The following is a 20,440-nucleotide window of genomic DNA, read 5'->3' as shown; positions in this document are numbered from 1 at the left end:
GTTAAACCGTTACACCGCGGCTGCGCCGCCGACAATTTCGGACAGTTCCTTCGTGATCGCGGCCTGACGGGTCTTGTTGTAGACCAGTTGCAGTTCGCCGATCACGCTTCCTGCGTTGTCGGAAGCTGCCTTCATCGCCACCATCCGGGCACTCTGTTCGGACGCCATGTTCTCGGCGACAGCCTGGTACACCAGCGCTTCGACATAGCGCACCAGGAGTTCGTCGATCACCACCTGCGCATCCGGCTCGTAGAGGTAGTCCCAGTTCCCTTCCGGGGTACCGAGACGCTCGCCGGTCAGCGGGAGAAGCTGCTCAAGCTGGGGTTCCTGCTTCATCGTGTTGATGAAGCGGGAGTAAACAATGTGCACTTCATCCAGCTCGCCATTCTGGAACGCATCGATCATGACCTTGACGGGCCCGATCAGCTTTTCCAGATGGGGGGTATCCCCGAGCTGGGTGACGTGCGAGACCACCTTGGCACCAAGGCGCTGCATGAAACCCAGCCCCTTGTTGCCGATGGCGGTCACGCGGATGTCGGAGACACCCTTGCTTTCCCAATCCTTGAGCGCATTCAACCCGACACGCAGAGTGTTGGTGTTGAGGCCGCCGCACAGACCCTTGTCGGTCGTGACGACGATCAGCCCCACACGCTTGGCATTGTCCTTCTTGACGAGGAACGGATGCTTGTAGTCGGTGATGTTGGCTGCAGACAGATTCGCGGCGAGACGGCGGATCTTCTCGGCATAGGGACGGGCTGCACGCATGCGGTCCTGAGCTTTACGCATCTTGGACGCTGCAACCATCTCCATGGCCTTGGTGATCTTTTTAGTGTTCTGGACACTCTTGATCTTGTTACGGATCTCTTTGCCGCTAGCCATATTGCTCTCCGTATGCCCGCGTTAAGCCCAGCTCTTCTTGAACTCTTCGATGACGGCGGCGAGTTGCTTGTTGCCTTCGGCGTCGAGGTCCTTGGTCGCTTCGATCTTGGCCACCAGATCAGCGGCCTTGGTCTTCACGTACTGGTGCATCGCGGCTTCGCAAGCGAGAGCACGCTTGACTTCGACATCGTCGAAAGCGCCCTTCTCGACTGCGAACAGAGTGATCGCCATTTCGGAAACCGACAGCGGAGCGTACTGCTGCTGCTTCATCAGTTCCGTCACGAGGCGACCGCGCTCGAGCTGCTTGCGGGTGGCTTCGTCCAGGTCGGAAGCGAACTGTGCGAACGCAGCCAGCTCACGGTACTGGGCCAGTGCCAGACGCACACCGCCGCCGAGCTTCTTGATGATCTTGGTCTGGGCTGCGCCACCGACGCGGGACACCGAGATACCCGCGTTGATGGCGGGACGGATACCAGCGTTGAAGAGGTCGGTTTCCAGGAAGATCTGGCCGTCGGTAATCGAGATCACGTTGGTCGGAACGAACGCGGAAACGTCGCCAGCCTGGGTTTCGATCACGGGGAGAGCGGTCAGCGAACCGGTCTTGCCCTTGATTTCACCCTTCGTGTATTGCTCGACGTACTCTTCGGACACGCGGGCAGCGCGCTCGAGAAGACGGGAGTGCAGGTAGAACACGTCGCCGGGGTAGGCTTCACGGCCGGGGGGACGACGCAGCAGCAGGGACACCTGACGGTAGGCCCAGGCTTGCTTGGTCAGATCGTCATAAACGATCAGGGCATCTTGACCGCGGTCGCGGAAGTATTCGCCCATGGTGCAGCCGGAGTACGGGGCGATGTACTGCATCGCGGCGGACTCGGAAGCGGTAGCAGCAACGACGATGGTGTATTCCATCGCGCCGTGCTCTTCGAGCTTGCGAACCACGTTGGCAATGGTCGAGGCCTTCTGACCGATCGCAACGTAGATACAAACCATGTTTTCGCCCTTTTGGTTGATGATCGCATCAACCGCAACGGCAGTCTTACCGGTTTGACGGTCGCCGATGATCAGCTCACGCTGGCCACGACCGACAGGAACCATGGCATCAACCGACTTCAGGCCGGTCTGCACCGGCTGGGACACCGACTTACGCCAGATCACGCCCGGAGCAACCTTTTCGATCGGCTCGGACTGCTTGGCGTTGATCGGACCCTTGCCGTCGATCGGCTGGCCCAAGGAATTCACGACACGACCGATCAGCTCAGGGCCAACCGGAACTTCCAGAATGCGACCGGTACACTTGACAGTGTCGCCTTCGGAAATGCCTTCGTATTCACCCAGGACCACAGCGCCGACGGAGTCGCGCTCGAGGTTCATGGCGAGGCCGAAAACGTTGCCGGGGAATTCCAGCATTTCGCCCTGCATGGCATCGGAGAGGCCGTGGATACGGCAGATACCGTCGGTCACTGAAACCACGGTACCCTCGGTGCGGGCATTCGCGGACAGCTGCAGGTTCTGAATCCGACTCTTGATCAGGTCACTGATTTCAGAGGGGTTGAGTTGCATTGCTTATGCTCCTAGTTCTTTAGCGCGGCGGCCATGTTCGCGAGCTTGCCGCGGACCGAGGCGTCGATGACTTCATCCCCAACGGCGATCTTCACCCCACCAATCAATTCGGGGTCGACGCTGACAGTCACAGTGAGCTTGGCCTTGAAGCGGGCTTCAAGGTCGGCAACCAATGCGTTCAGCGTGGCATCGTCCATCGGGAAGGCGGAGGTGATGTTCGCCTCCTTGACACCTTCGTGTTCGTTCTTGAGTTCAACGAACAGGTCACGGATCTCGGGAAGCACTTGCAGACGCTCGTTCTCGACCAGGACACGGACATAATTCTGCTGTTCGGCAGACAGTCCGGCACCGGCGACATCGAGGAAAAGCCCTGCCAGTTGTTCCGGCAGGAGCTTGGGATCGGTGATGCAATCCCGCATTTGCGAATCGCTGGCCACAGCAGCCAGACGATCAAGTGCTTCCGACCAAGGCCCCAGCGCGTTGCCCGCGGAAGCGAGCTGAAATGCCGCTTCAGCATAGGGGCGTGCGATGGTGACGTTCTCGGCCATGGCTTATTGAAGTTCCTGTTTCAGGTTGGCCAGCAGGTCGGCATGGGCCTGAGCATTGATTTCCTTGCGGAGAATCTTCTCGGCGCCAGCGACAGCGAGTTGGGCGACCTGATCACGCAGGGCTTCCTTGGCGCGTTGAGCAGCGACACCGGCTTCGGCTTCGGCGGCTTCACGAGCCTGGGCAATGATGCGGGCGGCTTCGGCGCGAGCTTCATCGATGAAGGTGGCAGCCTGCTTTTCAGCAGAGGCACGGACGTCCGTGGCGGACTCGCGGGCCTTGCGCAGCTCTTCAACGACTTTCTTCTCGGCATGAGCGAGATCGCTCTTCGCCTTGTCCGCAGCCGCCAGCCCGTCGGCGATCTTCTTCGCGCGCTCGTCGAGTGCCTTCACGATGGGGGGCCACACGAACTTCATCGTGACCCACGCCAGAATGAAGAACACAACGAGCTGGGCTACCAGGGTTGCGTTCAAATTCACGGTAATCTTCCTTTAGTCAGGTTGAACCGCGAAACTTAGATCTTGAACGGGTTGGCGAACGCAAACATCATGGCGATACCGACGCCGATCAGGAACGCAGCGTCGATCAGACCAGCCAGCAGGAACATCTTGGTCTGCAGGGCGTTCATCAGTTCGGGCTGACGGGCGGATGCTTCGAGGTACTTGCTACCCATGATGCCGATACCGATACAGGCACCGATAGCACCCAGACCAATGATCAGACCGGCGGCCAGAGCAACAAAACCAAGAACGTGTTCCATGACGACTCCTTTAGTTGAGATGATTTAATTGAAACCGAAACTGCAAATTAAAACTTGAAACCGGGACTGCTTAGTGGCTTTCGTGGGCTTGGCCGATATACACCAGCGTCAGCATCATGAAGATGAAAGCCTGCAGCGCGACGATCAGGATGTGGAAGACGGCCCAGATGGAACCGGCGACGATGTGGCCAAGGAACCCGTAGACAGTAGCGGTGCCGCCCATCAGCGCGATCAGCATGAACACCAGTTCGCCAGCGTACATGTTGCCGAACAGCCGCATGCCGTGCGAAACGGTCTTGGCCAGGAATTCGATCATCTGCATCAGGAAATTGACCGGATACAGAAGGGGATGGGAGCCGAAAGGTGCAGTGAAGAGTTCATGCACCCAGCCGCCGAAACCCTTGATCTTGATGTTGTAGTACAGGCAGATCAGCAACACGCCGACGGACATGCCGAGGGTGCCATTAAGGTCGGCGGTCGGAACAACACGCAGGAAGGCATGCTCGTCACCGGAAATCAGCGCCCAGATCTTGGGGAGCAGGTCGACCGGCAGGAAGTCCATGGAGTTCATCAGGAAGATCCAGAAGAACACAGTCAGGGCCACGGGAGCGACGAACTTGCGGGACTCGGCGCTATGTACGATGCCCTTGGCTTGGTCAGCAACCATTTCGACAAGAATTTCGATGGCAGCCTGGAAACGACCCGGCACACCGGAAGTGGCGGCGCTGGCCGCCTTGATCAGGATCAGCAGCGTGACGACACCGAGACCGATGGAGAAAAACAGCGTATCGACGTTCCAAACGCTCCAGTCGATGATCGCGCTCTGGGCTTGACCAGTCGAATTGAAGTGAGTCAGGTGGTGGACAATGTATTCACCCGCAGTAGGGGCGTGTGCTTCGTGGCCAGTGCTCATGGTCAGGTCTTCACCAAAAATGCAAATAAATTCGCCTTCAGCGCCACGACCAACCCGAGAAACAACGCCAACCAATGGACGTCTGGATACACGAGTCGAACGGTCGCCAACAATCCTACGGTTGACGCGATCTTAAAGAACTCGCCAACAAAAAACGCAAGCGGGTACGACGCTGCCGGACGCTTGGAAACAGCGTGCAGACGCAGGGCGAAAAACAAATTGGGAAGAACACAGGCTGCGCCTCCCAACGCCGCCGACAACGCACCGCGCAACCCCAAAAATGCTCCAGCGATCAATGTCGCCAGAATCGTCGCGCCTATCTGCAGGAATACCGCTTTTAACATGGCTCTCTGCGTGGCACGTCGGGTGTTGCGCCGTCCGCCGTACGAAAAACATGTGGATGATAGGGGTTAACCGCAGCCAAGTCAATCATCGCGGCGGCGCAGCATGCACGCGGTCTGACAGCGGAGTTATCAATTTTTGCCGACAGACCCATTGACAGATTCCAAAAACATATCGATTATTGTCGATATGAAAAATGATTACTCCCGAGCCATTCCTGAAGCATGGCAGGAAATTTCCGCGGTATTCACCGCGCTGGGCGACGAACACCGCCAGCGCATCTTGCTGACCTTCGAACCCGGCGAGCGCCTCAACGTTGGACAGATCGCCGAAGTATCCACGCTGGCGCGCTCGACGGTATCTCACCACCTGAAGGTCCTGCGGGAGGCCGGCGTACTGACCGCCGAGCGCGAGGGCAAGGAAATCTATTTCCATGTGAACAAGGGCTTCCTGCAGGACACCCTCGGCACGGTGCTGAATTACCTCTCTTCCAACCTTTAAACCATCTCATCCGCCATCATGCGATCGTTCATCAAGGCCATCCTTCGCAGTCTCGCGGCATTCCTGTTCCGCGTCCGCAGCATTGGCACTCCGGCAGAGCGACATGAACGCCTGCTGATCGTCGCCAACCACGAGTCCTTTCTCGACGGCCTGCTGCTGGGCCTGTTCCTGCCGTTCGATCCTGTCTTCGTCGTGCATACCGGCGTCGTCCAGAACCCGTTCTTCCGTTTCGTGCTATTGCTGGTGGACTACCTCGCGGTCGATCCGACCAGCCCTATGGCGATGAAGAAGGTCATCCGTCTGATCGAGAGCGGGCGCCCGGTGGTCATTTTCCCGGAGGGTCGCATCACGACCACCGGCAGCCTGATGAAGACCTATGACGGTCCGGCCTTCGTCGCGGCCAAGACCGGGGCGACAATTCTGCCGGTACGCATCGACGGTGCAGCCCGGACGTACTTCTCGCGTCTGGCATCTCATGTCCCGCGCCGGCTGTTTCCACGTATCACCTTGAGCATCCAGCCGACAACCCTGCTCCCGATGCCCCAGGGCGCAACTGCGCGGGTCAGACGACGCAAGGCCGGCGAGGCGATGCGACAGCTGATGCAGGAACTGATCTTCGCCACCCGCCCCAACCAGACCCTGTTCGAAACCCTGCTCGACGCAGCAGACATCCAGGGACTCAAACACCGCTTGCTCGAAGATCTGAAGCAGATCGAGTACAGCTACGGCGACCTGATCAAGATGGCCCTTGCCCTCGGCCGTCTGGTGGCACGGGAGAGCCGGCACGGTGAAGCGGTCGGCCTGCTGCTACCCAATCTGACCGCCACCCTCGGCCTGATCTTCGGTCTGACGGCCCACCGCCGGGTCGCCGCGATGCTGAACTACACGGCCGGGACAGAAGGCATGCAGACCGCCTGCACGGCAGCACAGATCCGCACCATCGTGAGCTCACGTGCCTTCATCGAGCAAGCCAAGCTGGACGACAAGGTGGCGGCACTGCGCGATGTACGGGTGATCTACCTCGAAGACCTGCGCGAGAAGATCAGCCTCGGCGACAAACTGTGGCTGGTGCTGTGGGCGCTGCGTTTCCCCCGCACAGCGCTGCCGGCCGGATCGCCGGAAGACCCGGCAGTAGTGCTGTTCACATCCGGCTCGGAAGGCAAGCCGAAAGGGGTCGTGCTGTCCCACCGGGCCCTGCTGGCCAACGTCGCGCAAATCCGCGCTGTCGTCGATCTGTCGATCGATGACAAGATCCTCAATGCGCTGCCCCTGTTCCATTCCTTTGGCCTCACTGCCGGCGCCCTTCTTCCTGTACTGAGCGGCGCCAAAGCCTTCCTCTACCCGTCGCCGCTGCACTACCGGGTGATTCCGGTTCTTACCCCTAAACTATTTGAACTATTAAAGATTGAATGGAGAGGTGTAAACCCCTTCAGTCGTATCACTCCTAGCCAGCTGTCCATTGAGGTATCTTGAGGGATGGATTGGTAAGTTTGTGGGTGAGGTGCTTTTTCACTTAGCATCTCAACCGGTTTTCAAAATGAACTTGACCTGGGCTCGGGCCGGCGAAGCCGAACGAGCCAGGAGGCAAGCGAGCGTAGCGGAGCGCGGCAGGTACAAAGTGATGTCGCTTCAGTCACCGACGTTGCGTCCGGCGGGGTTAGTCGAGTGCCTGGATTCACTCCGGTCCAGAAGGAGGACTCTGCCTGAATACCACTAAGTCATCAGACGGCAACCGGCCAGAAGCGGAAATTTGCCCTTCTCCAAAACAGTCATCGGCAATGGCTGTTGTAGTTTTGGAAGCAGCCCGTCAGTAACTTTTCGAGTTATAAACTCGACATGCCCAAACGTGACGCAACCAATTGGTCGATTAGAACCTATGGCCCTTCGCCAGGGAGCCATGCACACGACCATTTTCAGGTTCTCTGGGGACTGGAAGGAAGCCTGGAGCTCGAAGTTGAGGGCAAAGGTGCAATAGTTAACGCTGGGCATGGGCTCGTTATCGCACCCAGTGACAAACACGAATTTGAGTCATTGCGTGGTAGCCGCTGCTTGATACTCGACTCCCCAGACCTTGGTTGGTCGTCGCGTGAATGCCTGCCTCAGTTCGCCAAGGCATCAAACCTGCTGGCTCAATACATTGCGGAGGCAATCGAACAGAAGATACCTTTCGATGCCGGACAGGCCGCGTTTCTGCTTGCCCAATCCTGGGGGCCAACGACCCAAATTACGCGAGCCCGACGGGACGTCGATTGGCAAGGCTTATCGCTCTGGGTCAGAGAACATCTCTCACGCCCTTTGAGCGTCGGCGACCTCGCTGCAAAAGCTTGCCTGAGCGAAAGTCAATTCCGGGCCAGATGCGTTGAAGCCCTTGGGTGTAGTCCAATGCAGTGGATTCGACGCCTGCGCCTTGAGCAGGCCCAGCGCTTGCGGCTTCAAGGAATGAGCGTGGCCGAGGTTGCAAACCAAACCGGCTACGACTCACCTTCCGCACTGACTGCTGCACTGCGACGCTTGAAATCCTGACCAGCGGAACGCGACGATAAACCGGCGATATGGTGCTGACGACTCGACTAAGCTGGCAACACTCTTGAAACCAGCAGTGTTTGATGTCCAGGATGCCCAGTATGAATATTCGCCGTGCCGTTGAATCTGATTTTGGAGCCATGTGGCCCATCTTTCAGAAAGTTGTCAGTGACGAGGCCACTTACGTGTTTGCCTCGGATACCAGCTACGAGGACGCTTTCGCCTACTGGTTCGGCCCCGGCGTTAGCTCGTATGTTGCGGTAGATGATGGGCAAATCGTTGGCATGTATAAACTGATTCCCAACCAGCGAAACTTGGGTAACCATGTCGCCAACGCCTCGTTCATGGTCTCTCCAGGACACAGCGGCAAAGGTATTGGCCAGACAATGGGACTTCACTGTTTGCAGGAGGCCAGGAAAGCCGGCTATGAGGCGATGCAATTCAACTTTGTCATCAGCACCAATGAGGCCGCGGTCGCTTTATGGCAGAAACTGGGCTTTACGATTGTGGGAACACTGCCCAAGGTATTTCGCCACCAAAAATTGGGCTACGTGGATGCCTACGTGATGCACCGTTTCCTGACTGATTAACTTCTGTTTGCTGCCATTGGCGCTCAAGAATGGCGAATGACAGCAACGGGTCGTCTCTTGGCGCTTGGCCGAGTAACAATGCGATTGACTGGTCAGGCTAGCGAGAGTTCATGTTAATGAACCAAGCGCGAACCCCTCGGGCTTCAATGGCGAGAGGAGACTCATTTTTACTTTTAATATTTGAGTATTACCCTATACTTGTAACTATTAAAAGTAGCCCGTTTCCCAAGTCGTGCCTAAATTGCCTTCTCCCCATCGTACTGCTCATGCGATTGTTGATGTCCCGATTGAGGGGCGGCTTGGGGTTGCGCTTCCATTGCTATTCCTTGCAGATGGGGAGGTGTCTGTCTTTGCGGCATCATTCCTTCGCAATCTACTGTTTGTCGGAACTGAGCCGGCTACGCTAATAAAGCATGCGAAATCTATCGGGCTGTTCTACGACTATTATCTGCTGGAGAAGGGAGCCCCAACGCTTGATGAGCGGGGAATGGCGCTCTTGGTTAAGCAGTTCTATGAAGCGCGCCGCAATGGCTGTTTGAGCCTTGGGTGGTCTCCTGTCAAGGTGACCACGGCTCATAATGATTTAAGGCACGTTACCGATTTCTCCTCGTTCTGTGCCACTAATTTTGGGCACGTCGAAGCCAATCCAGCAGAAGAAATTTTGCTGAGTCAGCTATCAGGGAAAGAGTTCAACCTATGGCTGGCTCGGGCTTCGGCCCGAAAGAAGTGGGACCTGCTATTCCACGCGTATGGTGCGACCGAGGAAGGCCGCGGGAAAATGCGGAAACCTTCCTTCCGGCCGGAGCGGGGTAAGGCTCAGCGGACTAGGTCAGTTAAGTATTTCCCCCCTGAGCACGTCCTTAACTTCATTGCCCATGCTCGCTCCGTGCGCGACCGGTTGTGTTGGCTTCTGCTGTTTTTTGGTGGGCTACGCATCTCCGAACTAATGCATATCTTCACGCGGGACATCACGGTAAATACCGACGATGGCACAGCTCGCGTAGTTATTGCTCATCCGGAAGACGGGCGGATTGATTGGGTGGATGCCTCTGGGAAGCGTCGCAACGGCAATCGCGCTGCCTTTCTGCTCGACAAGTACAACACCATTCCCCGCACCCAGTTGCCTCACCGGTATCCGCTCCACGCCGGATGGAAAGGCATGCTGATGGATGATGCGCGCCGGGCAGAAAGTGTCGTGTACTGGAGTGACCCCAGCATGGGAAGGCTCTTCTTGGAGCTGCACAAAGAGTACATGCGCACAGTTCGGCTCGGAGTGGCAGATGACCATCCCTATTACTTCGTGGCGCAGCGAGGTGATGCCTTTGGTGAGCCGCTGAAGCTCTCTGGCCTCACAAAGCAGTTTTACCGCTGTGCCGACCGTGCAGGCCTGCCAACTCCATCCGATGGCGTTAATCCGCATGGAGGTCGGCATTTCTACGGCTACTACACTGCAACCTGGCTGAGGCTCTCAAAGGAACGCGTGCAGAAAATGATGCACCACGCCCAACTGTCCTCGACCGAGGTCTACTACACCATAGATAGCGCCGTCCTGCGCACGGAATTGGCTCAAGCCCATCAGCGAATGACTGAGAGCATGCCAGCGTTTTTACAGAACAAACAGCATTTACTGTCAGATGAAGGTGGCGAGTATGAGTGAGTTTGGCCTGAAGGTCTTCGAATCCCCTGTGACGAAGCGTCAGATTTCCCTCAACACCCATCCTACGGAGTTCGTCTGGCTGCATGTTCCCTCGCCGGCGGAGTTTGAGGCTCTACTACGTGAGCATGAGCGCATTCGTATCCAGGAGGTCTGGGAGGAGTGGTCCGCGCCTATGGATGAAAGCTCGATAAAAGGATTCCGGCCTGCGCTTAATTCCTCCCTTCGGAACCTGGCAACATCAGCTGTCGCTCGTCGCCTTGGGTACTCGAGAGTTCGAGGCATTGGCGAAGAGTTGCGCAAGCTGCCTGTTGATGAGCAGCGAGCGCGGCTTCGGCAGTGCATGCCAAGTAACTATGAAGAGCTGGTTGAGATAGCTAGCGCACCTGGGTTAATTCACACCTATAGCCAAAACATACGGCAGGAGTTCCTGAGGACAGGGGATGTTCGAGCTTTTGTTCGACACATCTCAAGCTACCCGATAGCTGCCAAAACCGAGGACCAGCGGCGCGTGGTTTCCCGGTATGCAGAGTTGCTTCTTATGCTTCGAGCAAAAGGTTGGCTGCTGTTCGCCACCACCTTTGTAAATTGGTCTAATCAAACCAAGTGGAGCGCAGCGCTAAATCCAGCTTACACCTGCGAGCTGGCGGGCCTCTTGAGTGAGTTTAGGGGGCATCTTGATGATGAGCGGCTGGACCACATGAGCCCGGTTGAGAGATTTGGCTGTGGGGCCATCTTGGTCAGTTCGATGACTGAACTAAGCGACATGTCGGCACCGTTCATTGAGGAGCTCGAGGCCATGTGCGCCACCTGGGCTGAAACTGCCGGCCGTGATGGCGGTCAGTTGGCTGGTGATTCTCGCTGGGAGTTAAAGCTAGGGCGTGCACTGCGTAATATCTGGAACCATGCGCACCCTACCCAGCCTATAGCCCAGAAACCACACCATAACCGGAAAGAGATTCTGAAGACGGATGGTTCTTTCGAATGGTTGGCTGTTGCCAGACCAGAGTTTCATATTTGGACAGCCATCCTAGCAAGCTTTGTGCGCCAGCGAACCGCATCTGCCTCTAAGGCCGGCCTCATCGCTGGATTGAATTTCTTCTGTGATTTCCTAACCACGCTGCCAAACCCACCTTTGTCGCCAGAGCTTGTAGAGCGTCGGCTGCATATTCATGACGTAACCTTGCGCAATAAAGCCACGCTTATGCAGGCCTTGGCCGCGTGGGATAGAGATGCCCGGCGAAAGAACCTCTATCTGGGCTATCTGAAGGAATTCTTCGACTGGGTGCGAGATTGGTTGCAGGCCGAAGGGCGGGCGACCGAAGCTAATGCGTATGTGAACCCCGTGACCAGCCAAGACTACTTCGATACCGGGGAGCGTAGTGCCCAAAGCTTTCGAACTGCATTGCCTTCGTGGTTGCTGAAGGAGCTGCGCGAGACAATCACCGATGACGATTTTGCTTTCTTCCGCTTGGACCAGACCCGTGATTGGGTAACGGTCTTCGACCGCGAGCAGGGCAAAACTGTACGACAGTGGTGGCCTGGCAGTGCAGTCTGCCTCCTGGTGATGCTTGAATTGCCTTTGCGTAGTCATCAAGCTCGATGGTTGGATTCGGGCCTTCTCGATGAATTTACGCTGGACCCCAAAACCGGAAAGTTAGTCAAAAACGACCATATCGGGGCCATCGTTGGGCGCCGAGAAGGGTGTCTTCGTCAGTTGCACGATACATTGCGCCAGGAAACTTGGTGTGGCTTGTTCGTGAACACCAACAAGACTGCCATCTATCAATCAGACAAACCGGGCTATGAGGTCCCATACTTGCCACCGGAGTTGGCCGACCATCTTGTGCGAGTACGGGAGTGGAGCCTCCGCTACCTCCCTCCGCTTGCCAAGCCGGTTCTGTACGCGGAGACAGCTCTTGGCCGCCATGACTATTCTGCGGCGAACATTCAGCACGTTCCCTTGGTGGCACCCCTGTTCCGGGACCCCACCACTATCGAGAAAATGAACCCCGTGGCCTACAGTCGGCTTGCGCGCGCCTATGTTCGCGTCTTGGCCGAAACGGAGAAGAAGGTCAAAAACAAGTATGGGGTGGGCATCCAGCTGACTGAGCCGAAAGCAAACGGGAAGGGCTTGGCGTGGAAGTACGACCTGCATACCCTGCGGATTAGTGGCATCAGCGCCATGATTGAGAATGGTGTCCCACTCGAGGTGGTTTCCCAGTTCGTCGCGGGGCATGCATCGCTGTTGATGACATTGTGGTACCTCAAGAGCTCGCCCGGAAAAATGCGGGAGTTCATTGCCAAGGCACATGACAAGGCCGCAGCGGAGGAGGACTTCGTCGGCAGCAGTGACTTCTTGGCAAATGTTGAGCAGTTCTCCTCGTTCTTGCTGTCGAAGGATGGCGACCGACGCTCGGCGAATGGCGATGCTGCCTTTGCAGCGATGAAAGAGCACTCTGGCTTGTGGACCATCTCCAGTGATGGCATCTGCCCTGGCACTGCATGTTCGGAGGGTGGGCAGCTGGATGTAACCGGGGAGCGGTATGGCGCAGTGCCCGGTGGCCGTCGTTGCGGCTTGTGCCGGTTCTGGCTAACCGGGCCAGCGTTCATTCTTGGGCAGGTTGCGGAGGCAAACAACCTGATTTACCAGGTTCGCCGAAAAGGACAAGAGCTTGGTGACGCACGCGACCAATTGATTGACCAGACCGATGCCGGATTGAAGTCGAGGGCAGCACATACCCGAAACCGCATCGAGGCGCTTGAGCGGGAAATCACCCTGGACATTACAGAGTGGCAGGCCAGATATGCCTTCGCCACAGCGTCGTCAAACCTCCTTGATGAGTATGCGAAGGCGCGTCAGCAATTGGCGGCCGACCGTAACTTGCCAGCCCCGTTACTCACTGTCAGTTCCGCCGAAGAGTTGAAAGTTACATTGCAGGAGACGAACGAGTTCGTCCTGATTGACCACGTTACCCAGATGGTGGACTTCCAGCCTGGATTCAAGAACCGGGAGGCTATGCAGGAGAAGCATCTCATTCTGGCGCGCCTACTGGAGGCAAACGACTTACCTCAATTTATGTTGCAACTAGATGCTGACATGGCTGATGAAGCCGCAAACCTGCTGTCCTCAATGATTCTCCAGTACGTCAAGGCACAAGACCTATCAAGGGTGTTGGCTGGGGACATCAAGCTTGAAAGCATTCCACCTCTTGATGACGGCATCAAAGGGTTGGCAGCATTAACCACAAACTCCATTCGCCAGTTACATACGCGGCAGATGGTTCCCCTCACCGAGGCTTAATATGACGAAACCTCAAATCACCGATGACATCTTTGATGCCATGGCGGCTTCAATCAACAACCCGCGCCTTAAACAGTCCCTGGAGCGCGTTAAGGATGCTTGTGACTTCCTTGAGAGGTCCCAGGTGGCTATCTCACCAACCGCGGTTGGAAGCTACTGTACAGACCGCTGGAAGGGACCTAAGACACAGTCTATTCGGAATTCTCAGGACATTCTGTTCCGCTACCTTCAAACAAGGATGGCTAAGCAAATCCTGCCCGTCGCGGCAAAAAAGCAGTCGTTCGAGCCAGTCATACACGACGAGACAGTGCGGGCTTATGTGACGCTGCTTAAGACTGAGCGTGACGAAGCGATAGGGCTTAAGAATCGCGTCATTGCTGGCCTTCGGAGTCTGCCTGGAATTCCGATTGATGACCTGATTGCTTCGGGTTTCAAGCAGGTTTCCACCAGCAAGAAGGACGAGGCAGCCGTAAGCAACGAGGTGCGTGAAGCGCTGTCACGGTTGTTCGCTGAAAGCAACCTGGCTTCGGTTGGTCTGGAGCTCTATCGAGAAAGACTTCGGCACACCACCACGAAAAAGGTGCTGCTTGAGAAACCTGACGTTGAGGCACTGCTTGCGCTTATTCAGGCGCCCAAGAGCCCTCTCGGAGCGGCAGCACTGCCGGCCCCGGGGCACGAAAACAATGCCCTCTGAAACCCTGCCTTTGTTGAGTAGTTGCATAACTTGTTATAAACTGTTGCTATGCAAGGCTAAAAAGCAAATAGTTGCTTTTTTAGGGGGTAGGCTTCCGGAACTGGCCTACGACCGCAACTGCACGGTGTTGCTGGGTACCAGCACCTTCCTCGGCAATTACGCCAGGTTCGCCCACCCCTATGATTTTTATCGCCTGCGCTACGTCATTGCCGGCGCCGAAAAGCTGGCAACGCCGGTGCGGGACCTGTGGTTCGAGAAATTCGGCATCCGCATCTTCGAGGGCTACGGAGCCACCGAGACCGCCCCCGTGCTGGCGGTCAACACACCGATGGCCTTCCGCAGCGGCACCGTCGGACAGTTCCTGCCCGGCGTTCAACACAACCTGGTAACGGTGCCGGGCATTCCCAGCGGCGGCATGCTGCACGTGAAATGCCCGAACCTGATGTCCGGCTATCTGCGCGTCGAAGCACCCGGCGTACTGCAACCGCCCGCCTCGGCAGCCGGGGACGGCTGGTACGAGACGGGCGACGTGGTGGATATAGACGAGGACGGTTTCGTGAAGATCGTCGGGCGCATCAAGCGCTTCGCCAAGGTCGCCGGCGAGATGGTGTCGCTGGAAGTCGTCGAAAAACTGGCCAATGCCAGCTCGCCAACCGCCCAGCATGCCGCCTCGACCCGCCCGGATCCGGCCCGTGGCGAGACCATCCTGCTCTACACGACCGACAGCAACCTGACCCGCGACCAGTTGCAGACCGCCGCACGCGACAGCGGCTGGCCGGAAATCGCCGTGCCACGCCAGATCATCGCTGTGGAAGCACTGCCGCTGCTGGGCACCGGCAAGATCGACTACGTCACCCTGAAACAATGGGCCGAACAGGCCTGATCAAAACGCTTGAAGGAGTCCGCCGATGAAACCTGTCCGTTGGATTGCGATCATGCTGTCGTCCGCCGCGCTTGCCGGCTGTGCATCCTGGTTCAACAACCAGCACCGCATGGCGGAACGCGGATCAGTCGTCGAATACCTGTATCCCCAGGGCGACAAGCCGGCCCTCAAGCCGAGCCTGCCCGAACTGCATCTCCCACTACGGGTCGGCATCGCCTTTGTACCGGGCGACAATTACTCCAACCTCGGCGAAAGCGACCGCAACCAGCTGATCGACCGGGTCAAAGCGGCCTTCGCCAACCGCCCCTACATCGCCAAGATCGAGACCATTCCGTCCAACTACCTGCGTTCCCGTGGCGGTTTCGGCAATCTGGAACAGGCGGCCCGGATGTTCAACGTGGACGTGGTAGTGCTGCTGTCCTATGACCAGGTCCAATTCACCGACACCAACCGCCTCTCGCTGCTGTACTGGACCATCGTCGGCTCCTACGTGATCAACGGCAACCAGTACGACGTCAATACCCTGGTGGACGCCTCAGTTTTCGATGTGGCCAGCCGCAGCCTGCTGTTCCGGGCCCCCGGCACCAGCCAGGTCAAGGGCACCGCGCCGCGGGTGATCCTGTCCGAGGACGCCCGACAGGCAAGAACCGAAGGTTTCCGCCTGGCAGTTGAAGACCTGCTGCCCCGCTTTGATACCCAGCTCGAGAATTTCCGGACCCGCATCCGCGAAGAAAAGGCCGCCCGGATCGTCAGAGCCGGTTCCGCGGAGTCGGCCGAAACCGCAAAGCCATGACAGGCCACGCGGCTTCATCATTCCTCACCGGCGCCCACCATCACGGGGCCGGATGCATTGAAATATCCCCATTCCTCGATCGGACCCACGCATGAGCTCACAGCCGGATCGCCCTTCATCCCAAAGCGCCAGCCACCCGCATTCCCAGTTCGGGTTACTGAGGGAGAAACGCTTTCTCCCCTTCTTCCTGACCCAGTTTCTCGGCGCCTTCAACGACAACCTGTTCAAGAACGCCCTGGTCGTACTACTGACCTTCCAGGCCGCCAACTGGACGAGCATCGCACCGGCGCTGCTGGCCAACCTCGCCGCGGGAATCTTCATCCTGCCGTTCTTCCTGTTCTCCGCCAGCGCCGGACAACTGGCAGACAAGTACGACAAGGCTTACCTGACCCGATTGGTTAAGGTCCTGGAAATCGCCATCATGCTGGTCGCCCTGACAGGCTTCCTGCTGCACAGTCTGCCCATCCTGTTCGGCGCGTTGTTCCTGTTCGGCTGCCACTCGACCCTGTTCGGACCGGTCAAATACGCCCTGCTACCCCAGCACCTGCGCGAGGATGAGCTGGTCGGCGGCAATGCGCTGGTGGAAGCTGGCACTTTCGTGGCGATCCTGGTCGGTACCCTGATCGGCGGCCTGCTGGCTTCGGCCGAGCACGGCGAACTGTGGATCGCCGGTGGCGGACTGGTGGTCGCCATCACCGGGTATCTGACCAGTCGTGGCGTTCCCCCGGCTCCAGCCCCCGATCCGGAACTGCGCGTCAATCCCAACCCGCTCACCGAAACCTGGCGCAACATCGGTTTCGCCCGGCAGAACCGCACGGTTTTCCTGGCAATCATGGGGATTTCCTGGTTCTGGCTATACGGCGCGCTGTTTCTCGCCCAGTTTCCCGCCTACGCCAAATCCATTCTCGGCGGCGGCGAAGGCACCGTCACGCTGTTGCTCGCCACCTTCACGGTCGGCATCGGCCTGGGTTCGCTGCTGTGCGAAAAACTGTCCGGCGGCCACGTGGAAATCGGCCTGGTGCCTTTCGGGTCCATCGGCCTGACACTCTTCGGTCTCGATCTGGCCCTGGCATCGCCCTCCGTCTTGCCCACCGGCGCGCCACTGCCAGTCAGCGCTGTCCTGAGCCAGTCGGGAACCCTCCACGTGCTGCTGGCCCTGACGATGCTCGGCGTCTTCGGCGGCTTCTTCATCGTGCCCCTTTACGCGATGATGCAAACCCGCTCGGCTCCGGCCCACCGGGCACGGGTCATCGCCGCCAACAACATCGTCAATGCCCTGTTCATGGTGGCCGGGGCACTGGGCGCCGGCAGCCTACTCAGCGCGGGCCTGTCCATCCCGACCCTGTTCGGAGTGGCAGCCCTGATGAATGCTGCAGTGGCGATCTACATCTACAAACTGGTACCGGAATTCCTGCTGCGCTTCGTCGTCTGGCTGCTGGTACACACGGTGTACCGCCTGCGCACCGATGGTATCGAACGGATTCCCGAGGAGGGTCCGGCGCTGATCGTCTGCAATCACGTCAGCTACGTAGACGCGCTGATCATCGCCGCAGCCTGCCGCCGCCCGATCCGTTTCGTGATGGATCACCGCATCTTCGGCTGGCCGCTGCTGTCTTTCGTTTTCCGGCACGGCCGTGCCATTCCCATCGCCCCGGCGAAGGAAGACCCAGCCATGCTCGAGACCGCCTACGCCGAAGTATCCCGGGCGCTGGCCAACGGCGAGTTGGTATGTCTTTTCCCGGAGGGAAAGATCACCGCCGATGGGGAGCTGTCCCCCTTCCGCCCGGGCGTCAACCGTATTCTTGAAGCCAATCCAGTCCCCGTTGTCCCGCTGGCGCTGCGCGGTCTGTGGGGTAGCATGTTCTCCCGTAAGGACGGAACAGCACTACCTCGTCCGCTGCGGCGGGGTCTGTTCAGCCGCATCGAGTTGATCGCCGGTGCGCCTTTGCCAGCGGTTGCAGCGAATGTCTCCAGTCTGCAAACCGTCGTGGCGCAACTCCGCGGAGACTGGAAATGAAGGGATGGGTGTTCGGTGAAGATTGTCATCACGCTGATCAAAATCGCAGTCCTGATCATCCTGCTGCTGTTCGTCTTCGCCGGCGGCGTGTGTGTCGTCCTCGGCACCAGTGAGCCGGCGATAGCCGGCATAGGCCTGGTGTCCATCCTTCTCTTCGGCTGGCCGGCCTGGCTGATCGGGAAATCCCTTCTCTGCACAGACGACCCGGAAGACAAGGACAACGCACACCCGACCGATCCCACCCCATGATCCGCGACCCGGCGACCGCACATGCCGTCCACGCGGTCTTCGAGGCCCTGGGCCTGGCCGCCGGCAGCCAGCTGTTCTTCCGCTCCCAGCGGCGAAAGACGACTGGCAGTGCATTGCATGGGCCCCGATTTTTGATCTTGTGCGGCTGCCTGCTCGGCGCCGCAATCGGCAACAAGCTAGTTTTCTGGGCAGAAATGCCCCATCTGCTCCACGAGGCCAACGGCTGGCGCCTGCTGCTGGCAGGACAGTCGATGGTCGGCGGCTTGCTCGGTGGCCTGATCGGCACTGAAATCGCCAAAAAAATAGCCGGAATCCAGACCTCCACCGGCGACGCCTATGTGATGCCGATCCTGCTCGGGCTGGCAATCGGCCGGATCGGCTGCTTCTTCGCTGGCCTCAATGACGGCACCTACGGCGTACCCACGTCCCTGCCGTGGGCCATCGACTTCGGCGACGGTATTCCACGCCACCCGACCCAGCTCTACGAAATCGCCTTTGCCGGCGTGCTCGCACCGCTTCTGCACCAAGCCACTCCGCTTTTGGCGGCCTCCAGCGGATTGCGCTTCAAGCTGATGCTATCCGCCTACCTGGCGTGGCGGCTGGGAATCGACGCGCTCAAGCCCGTTCCCTTCCCGTGGCCAGGCGGTCTATCCGGCATCCAGTGGATCTGCGCACTGGCGCTCGCCGTCTATCTTCCCCTCACTCTCCGCCAGTGGCGTCGCCTCCATGTCGCGCAAGAACCGTCCCTACCTGTTCCATGACACCACCAGCTCGGTGTGCTCCCAGTGCCTGCGGCGCGTCGAAGCGAAGATCCTGATCAAGGAGGAGCAGATATTCCTGGAGAAATGGTGCCCGGCCCACGGTACCGAACGCGTGCTGATCGCCGACGACGCAGCCTATTACCGGCTCGGTCGCGAGGTTTACGTGAAGGCTCCGGAAATGCCCGAGAATTTCTCGACGCGCATGGAATTCGGCTGCCCCTACGACTGCGGCCTGTGCCCCGACCACATGCAGCACTCCTGCCTGACGGTTCTGGAAGTGACCGATCACTGCAACCTGCGCTGCCCGGTGTGCTATGCCGGCTCCGGCCCCGAGCGCCTGAACCACCGCCCGCTGGCCGTCATCGAGGCGATGCTGGATGCCGTGGTCCGTAACGAGGGCGAGCCGGACGTAGTGCAGCTTTCAGGTGGCGAACCGACACTCCACCCGGATTTCTTCGCCATCCTCGACGCCGCCAAAGCCCGGCCGATCCGCCACCTGATGGTGAACACCAACGGCATCCGACTGGCCCAGGAACCGGAATTTGTCGCCCGCCTGGCTGAATACAAACCGGGGATCGAGATCTACCTGCAGTTCGACTCCCTGCGCGCCGACGTACTGCAAGACTTGCGCGGCGCCGACCTGCGGCGCATCCGCGAGCACGCCCTGGACGCCCTCGATCGCCACAACTTATCCACAACCCTGGTGATGACGCTGAAAAAGGGCGTCAACGACGACGAGATCGGCAACATCATCCGCTACGCGCTGACCCGCCCCAGCGTGCGCGGCGTGACACTGCAGCCGATCCAGGATGCCGGCCGCAACGAAGGCTTCAGCGCCGGCACGCACCGTCTGACCCTCAGCGAGATCCGCCGCCGCATCGCCGAACAATCCGGCTTGTTCAGTCTGGACGACATCGTGCCGGTTCCCTGCAACCCGGACACCCTGGCCATGGGCTATGCCCTCAAGCTGGGAGGCGAAATCCACCCGCTGACCCGCTTCCTCGGTCCGGAAGCCCTGCTGGCCGGCCCTGCCAACACCATCGTGTTCGAGCGCGATCCGGCCATCAAGGCGCAGCTGTTCCGGCTCTTTTCCACCAATCACTCGCCGGAATCGGGCGCTCGCTGCCTGTCCGACCTGCTGTGCTGCCTGCCGAAGCTCGATGCACCCCAACTCGGCTACGAAAACGTCTTCCGTGTACTGATCGTACAGTTCATGGACGCCGCCAACCTGGACCTTCGGGCGCTGAAGAAATCCTGTGTGCACATGGTTCAACCAGATGGACGCATGATCCCGTTCGAAGCCTACAACCTGTTCTACCGGGACGATCGGACCCAACATCTGGCGGGTATCCGCGCCGAAATCGCCGCCAATACCCGCCAGCGGCATCAGCACGTGAAACCAGACGCGTCTTTACCCGACTGAAACCCGCCACAAGAAGCTCCCTCCCCGACAAGGCCAGAAGCCTTTGCT

At 58.7% G+C, this 20,440-nt stretch carries 20 protein-coding genes; 13 read left to right on the top strand and 7 right to left on the bottom strand.

Going from position 1 to position 20,440, the window contains the following annotated elements; all coding sequences use genetic code 11:
• Positions 1 to 9: 9 nt before the first annotated feature.
• The 7 genes from atpG to B4920_RS10490 form a co-directional block, all read right to left on the bottom strand.
• Positions 10 to 879, bottom strand: a complete 870-nt coding sequence (atpG, locus tag B4920_RS10520; protein WP_079434624.1) for a F0F1 ATP synthase subunit gamma — start codon at positions 877 to 879, stop codon at positions 10 to 12.
• A gap of 21 nt (positions 880 to 900) precedes the next feature.
• Positions 901 to 2,439 carry a F0F1 ATP synthase subunit alpha gene (gene atpA / locus B4920_RS10515; protein WP_079434623.1) on the bottom strand — a complete coding sequence of 513 codons (1,539 nt, stop codon included), beginning with the start codon at positions 2,437 to 2,439 and terminating at the stop codon, positions 901 to 903.
• An 11-nt stretch (positions 2,440 to 2,450) separates the two neighbouring features.
• Positions 2,451 to 2,987, bottom strand: coding sequence for a F0F1 ATP synthase subunit delta (locus B4920_RS10510; protein WP_079434622.1), 537 nt, complete (start codon positions 2,985 to 2,987; stop codon positions 2,451 to 2,453).
• 3 nt (positions 2,988 to 2,990) lie between these two features.
• Complete coding sequence (locus tag B4920_RS10505; RefSeq protein WP_079434621.1) at positions 2,991 to 3,464, bottom strand: F0F1 ATP synthase subunit B; 474 nt, start codon at positions 3,462 to 3,464, stop codon at positions 2,991 to 2,993.
• A gap of 35 nt (positions 3,465 to 3,499) precedes the next feature.
• Positions 3,500 to 3,745 (bottom strand): F0F1 ATP synthase subunit C, encoded by a 246-nt coding sequence (atpE, locus tag B4920_RS10500; protein WP_079434620.1) that lies wholly within the window; start codon positions 3,743 to 3,745, stop codon positions 3,500 to 3,502.
• 70 nt (positions 3,746 to 3,815) lie between these two features.
• Complete coding sequence (gene atpB / locus B4920_RS10495) at positions 3,816 to 4,658, bottom strand: F0F1 ATP synthase subunit A (RefSeq protein ID WP_079434619.1); 843 nt, start codon at positions 4,656 to 4,658, stop codon at positions 3,816 to 3,818.
• A 2-nt stretch (positions 4,659 to 4,660) separates the two neighbouring features.
• Positions 4,661 to 5,002, bottom strand: a complete 342-nt coding sequence (locus tag B4920_RS10490) for an ATP synthase subunit I (protein ID WP_079434618.1) — start codon at positions 5,000 to 5,002, stop codon at positions 4,661 to 4,663.
• Between the two features lie 187 nt (positions 5,003 to 5,189).
• Between B4920_RS10490 and B4920_RS10485 the strand changes: the two genes are divergently transcribed.
• The 13 genes from B4920_RS10485 (at position 5,190) to B4920_RS10425 (ending at position 20,392) form a co-directional block, all read left to right on the top strand.
• Entirely contained in the window at positions 5,190 to 5,501 is a 312-nt protein-coding gene (locus B4920_RS10485) for a helix-turn-helix transcriptional regulator (protein ID WP_173862659.1), read from the top strand.
• A gap of 18 nt (positions 5,502 to 5,519) precedes the next feature.
• The gene (locus tag B4920_RS10480; RefSeq protein ID WP_173862658.1) at positions 5,520 to 6,974 is read left to right on the top strand and encodes an AMP-binding protein; all 1,455 of its coding nucleotides are present in this window, start codon (positions 5,520 to 5,522) and stop codon (positions 6,972 to 6,974) included.
• 363 nt (positions 6,975 to 7,337) lie between these two features.
• Complete coding sequence (locus tag B4920_RS30945) at positions 7,338 to 8,024, top strand: AraC family transcriptional regulator (protein WP_079434616.1); 687 nt, start codon at positions 7,338 to 7,340, stop codon at positions 8,022 to 8,024.
• A gap of 101 nt (positions 8,025 to 8,125) precedes the next feature.
• Positions 8,126 to 8,614, top strand: coding sequence for a GNAT family N-acetyltransferase (locus tag B4920_RS10470; RefSeq protein WP_173862657.1), 489 nt, complete (start codon positions 8,126 to 8,128; stop codon positions 8,612 to 8,614).
• 340 nt (positions 8,615 to 8,954) lie between these two features.
• The gene (locus B4920_RS10465; RefSeq protein WP_139379486.1) at positions 8,955 to 10,271 is read left to right on the top strand and encodes a site-specific integrase; all 1,317 of its coding nucleotides are present in this window, start codon (positions 8,955 to 8,957) and stop codon (positions 10,269 to 10,271) included.
• Positions 10,264 to 13,572, top strand: coding sequence for a VPA1269 family protein (locus B4920_RS10460; protein ID WP_161493278.1), 3,309 nt, complete (start codon positions 10,264 to 10,266; stop codon positions 13,570 to 13,572). The genes B4920_RS10465 and B4920_RS10460 overlap by 8 nt, the downstream gene beginning before the upstream one ends.
• Position 13,573: 1 nt before the next feature.
• The gene (locus B4920_RS10455; RefSeq protein WP_079434613.1) at positions 13,574 to 14,266 is read left to right on the top strand and encodes a hypothetical protein; all 693 of its coding nucleotides are present in this window, start codon (positions 13,574 to 13,576) and stop codon (positions 14,264 to 14,266) included.
• A complete protein-coding gene (locus tag B4920_RS10450; protein WP_079434612.1) occupies positions 14,256 to 15,149 on the top strand; it encodes an AMP-binding protein in 894 nt (297 codons plus the stop codon). The genes B4920_RS10455 and B4920_RS10450 overlap by 11 nt, the downstream gene beginning before the upstream one ends.
• Positions 15,150 to 15,174: 25 nt before the next feature.
• Positions 15,175 to 15,942 carry a rhombotarget lipoprotein gene (gene rhlP / locus B4920_RS10445; protein WP_079434611.1) on the top strand — a complete coding sequence of 256 codons (768 nt, stop codon included), beginning with the start codon at positions 15,175 to 15,177 and terminating at the stop codon, positions 15,940 to 15,942.
• 91 nt (positions 15,943 to 16,033) lie between these two features.
• A complete protein-coding gene (locus B4920_RS10440) occupies positions 16,034 to 17,959 on the top strand; it encodes an MFS transporter (protein WP_079434610.1) in 1,926 nt (641 codons plus the stop codon).
• 15 nt (positions 17,960 to 17,974) lie between these two features.
• On the top strand, positions 17,975 to 18,208 hold the full coding sequence (locus tag B4920_RS10435; protein ID WP_079434609.1) for a hypothetical protein: 234 nt from the start codon (positions 17,975 to 17,977) through the stop codon (positions 18,206 to 18,208).
• Entirely contained in the window at positions 18,205 to 18,969 is a 765-nt protein-coding gene (locus B4920_RS10430) for a prolipoprotein diacylglyceryl transferase (protein WP_079434608.1), read from the top strand. Before B4920_RS10435 ends, B4920_RS10430 begins: the two co-directional genes overlap by 4 nt.
• Positions 18,935 to 20,392 (top strand): radical SAM protein, encoded by a 1,458-nt coding sequence (locus B4920_RS10425; RefSeq protein ID WP_079434607.1) that lies wholly within the window; start codon positions 18,935 to 18,937, stop codon positions 20,390 to 20,392. Before B4920_RS10430 ends, B4920_RS10425 begins: the two co-directional genes overlap by 35 nt.
• Positions 20,393 to 20,440 lie beyond the last annotated feature (48 nt).

It is taken from the genome of Zoogloea sp. LCSB751, from assembly GCF_002028455.1.
In the GTDB taxonomy this organism is placed as follows: Bacteria; Pseudomonadota; Gammaproteobacteria; order Burkholderiales; family Rhodocyclaceae; genus Zoogloea.
Note: the sequence above shows the minus strand (reverse complement) of the source record. Positions and strands in the feature narration are given on the sequence as shown.

Coding starts and splice junctions, on each gene's coding strand:
- atpG (WP_079434624.1), bottom strand. CDS start 879: ATGGCTAGCGGCAAAGAGATCCGTAACAAGATCAAGAGTGTCCAGAAC.
- atpA (WP_079434623.1), bottom strand. CDS start 2,439: ATGCAACTCAACCCCTCTGAAATCAGTGACCTGATCAAGAGTCGGATT.
- B4920_RS10510 (WP_079434622.1), bottom strand. CDS start 2,987: ATGGCCGAGAACGTCACCATCGCACGCCCCTATGCTGAAGCGGCATTT.
- atpE (WP_079434620.1), bottom strand. CDS start 3,745: ATGGAACACGTTCTTGGTTTTGTTGCTCTGGCCGCCGGTCTGATCATT.
- atpB (WP_079434619.1), bottom strand. CDS start 4,658: ATGAGCACTGGCCACGAAGCACACGCCCCTACTGCGGGTGAATACATT.
- B4920_RS10490 (WP_079434618.1), bottom strand. CDS start 5,002: ATGTTAAAAGCGGTATTCCTGCAGATAGGCGCGACGATTCTGGCGACA.
- B4920_RS10485 (WP_173862659.1), top strand. CDS start 5,190: ATGAAAAATGATTACTCCCGAGCCATTCCTGAAGCATGGCAGGAAATT.
- B4920_RS10480 (WP_173862658.1), top strand. CDS start 5,520: ATGCGATCGTTCATCAAGGCCATCCTTCGCAGTCTCGCGGCATTCCTG.
- B4920_RS30945 (WP_079434616.1), top strand. CDS start 7,338: ATGCCCAAACGTGACGCAACCAATTGGTCGATTAGAACCTATGGCCCT.
- B4920_RS10470 (WP_173862657.1), top strand. CDS start 8,126: ATGAATATTCGCCGTGCCGTTGAATCTGATTTTGGAGCCATGTGGCCC.
- B4920_RS10460 (WP_161493278.1), top strand. CDS start 10,264: ATGAGTGAGTTTGGCCTGAAGGTCTTCGAATCCCCTGTGACGAAGCGT.
- B4920_RS10455 (WP_079434613.1), top strand. CDS start 13,574: ATGACGAAACCTCAAATCACCGATGACATCTTTGATGCCATGGCGGCT.
- B4920_RS10450 (WP_079434612.1), top strand. CDS start 14,256: ATGCCCTCTGAAACCCTGCCTTTGTTGAGTAGTTGCATAACTTGTTAT.
- rhlP (WP_079434611.1), top strand. CDS start 15,175: ATGAAACCTGTCCGTTGGATTGCGATCATGCTGTCGTCCGCCGCGCTT.
- B4920_RS10440 (WP_079434610.1), top strand. CDS start 16,034: ATGAGCTCACAGCCGGATCGCCCTTCATCCCAAAGCGCCAGCCACCCG.
- B4920_RS10430 (WP_079434608.1), top strand. CDS start 18,205: ATGATCCGCGACCCGGCGACCGCACATGCCGTCCACGCGGTCTTCGAG.
- B4920_RS10425 (WP_079434607.1), top strand. CDS start 18,935: ATGTCGCGCAAGAACCGTCCCTACCTGTTCCATGACACCACCAGCTCG.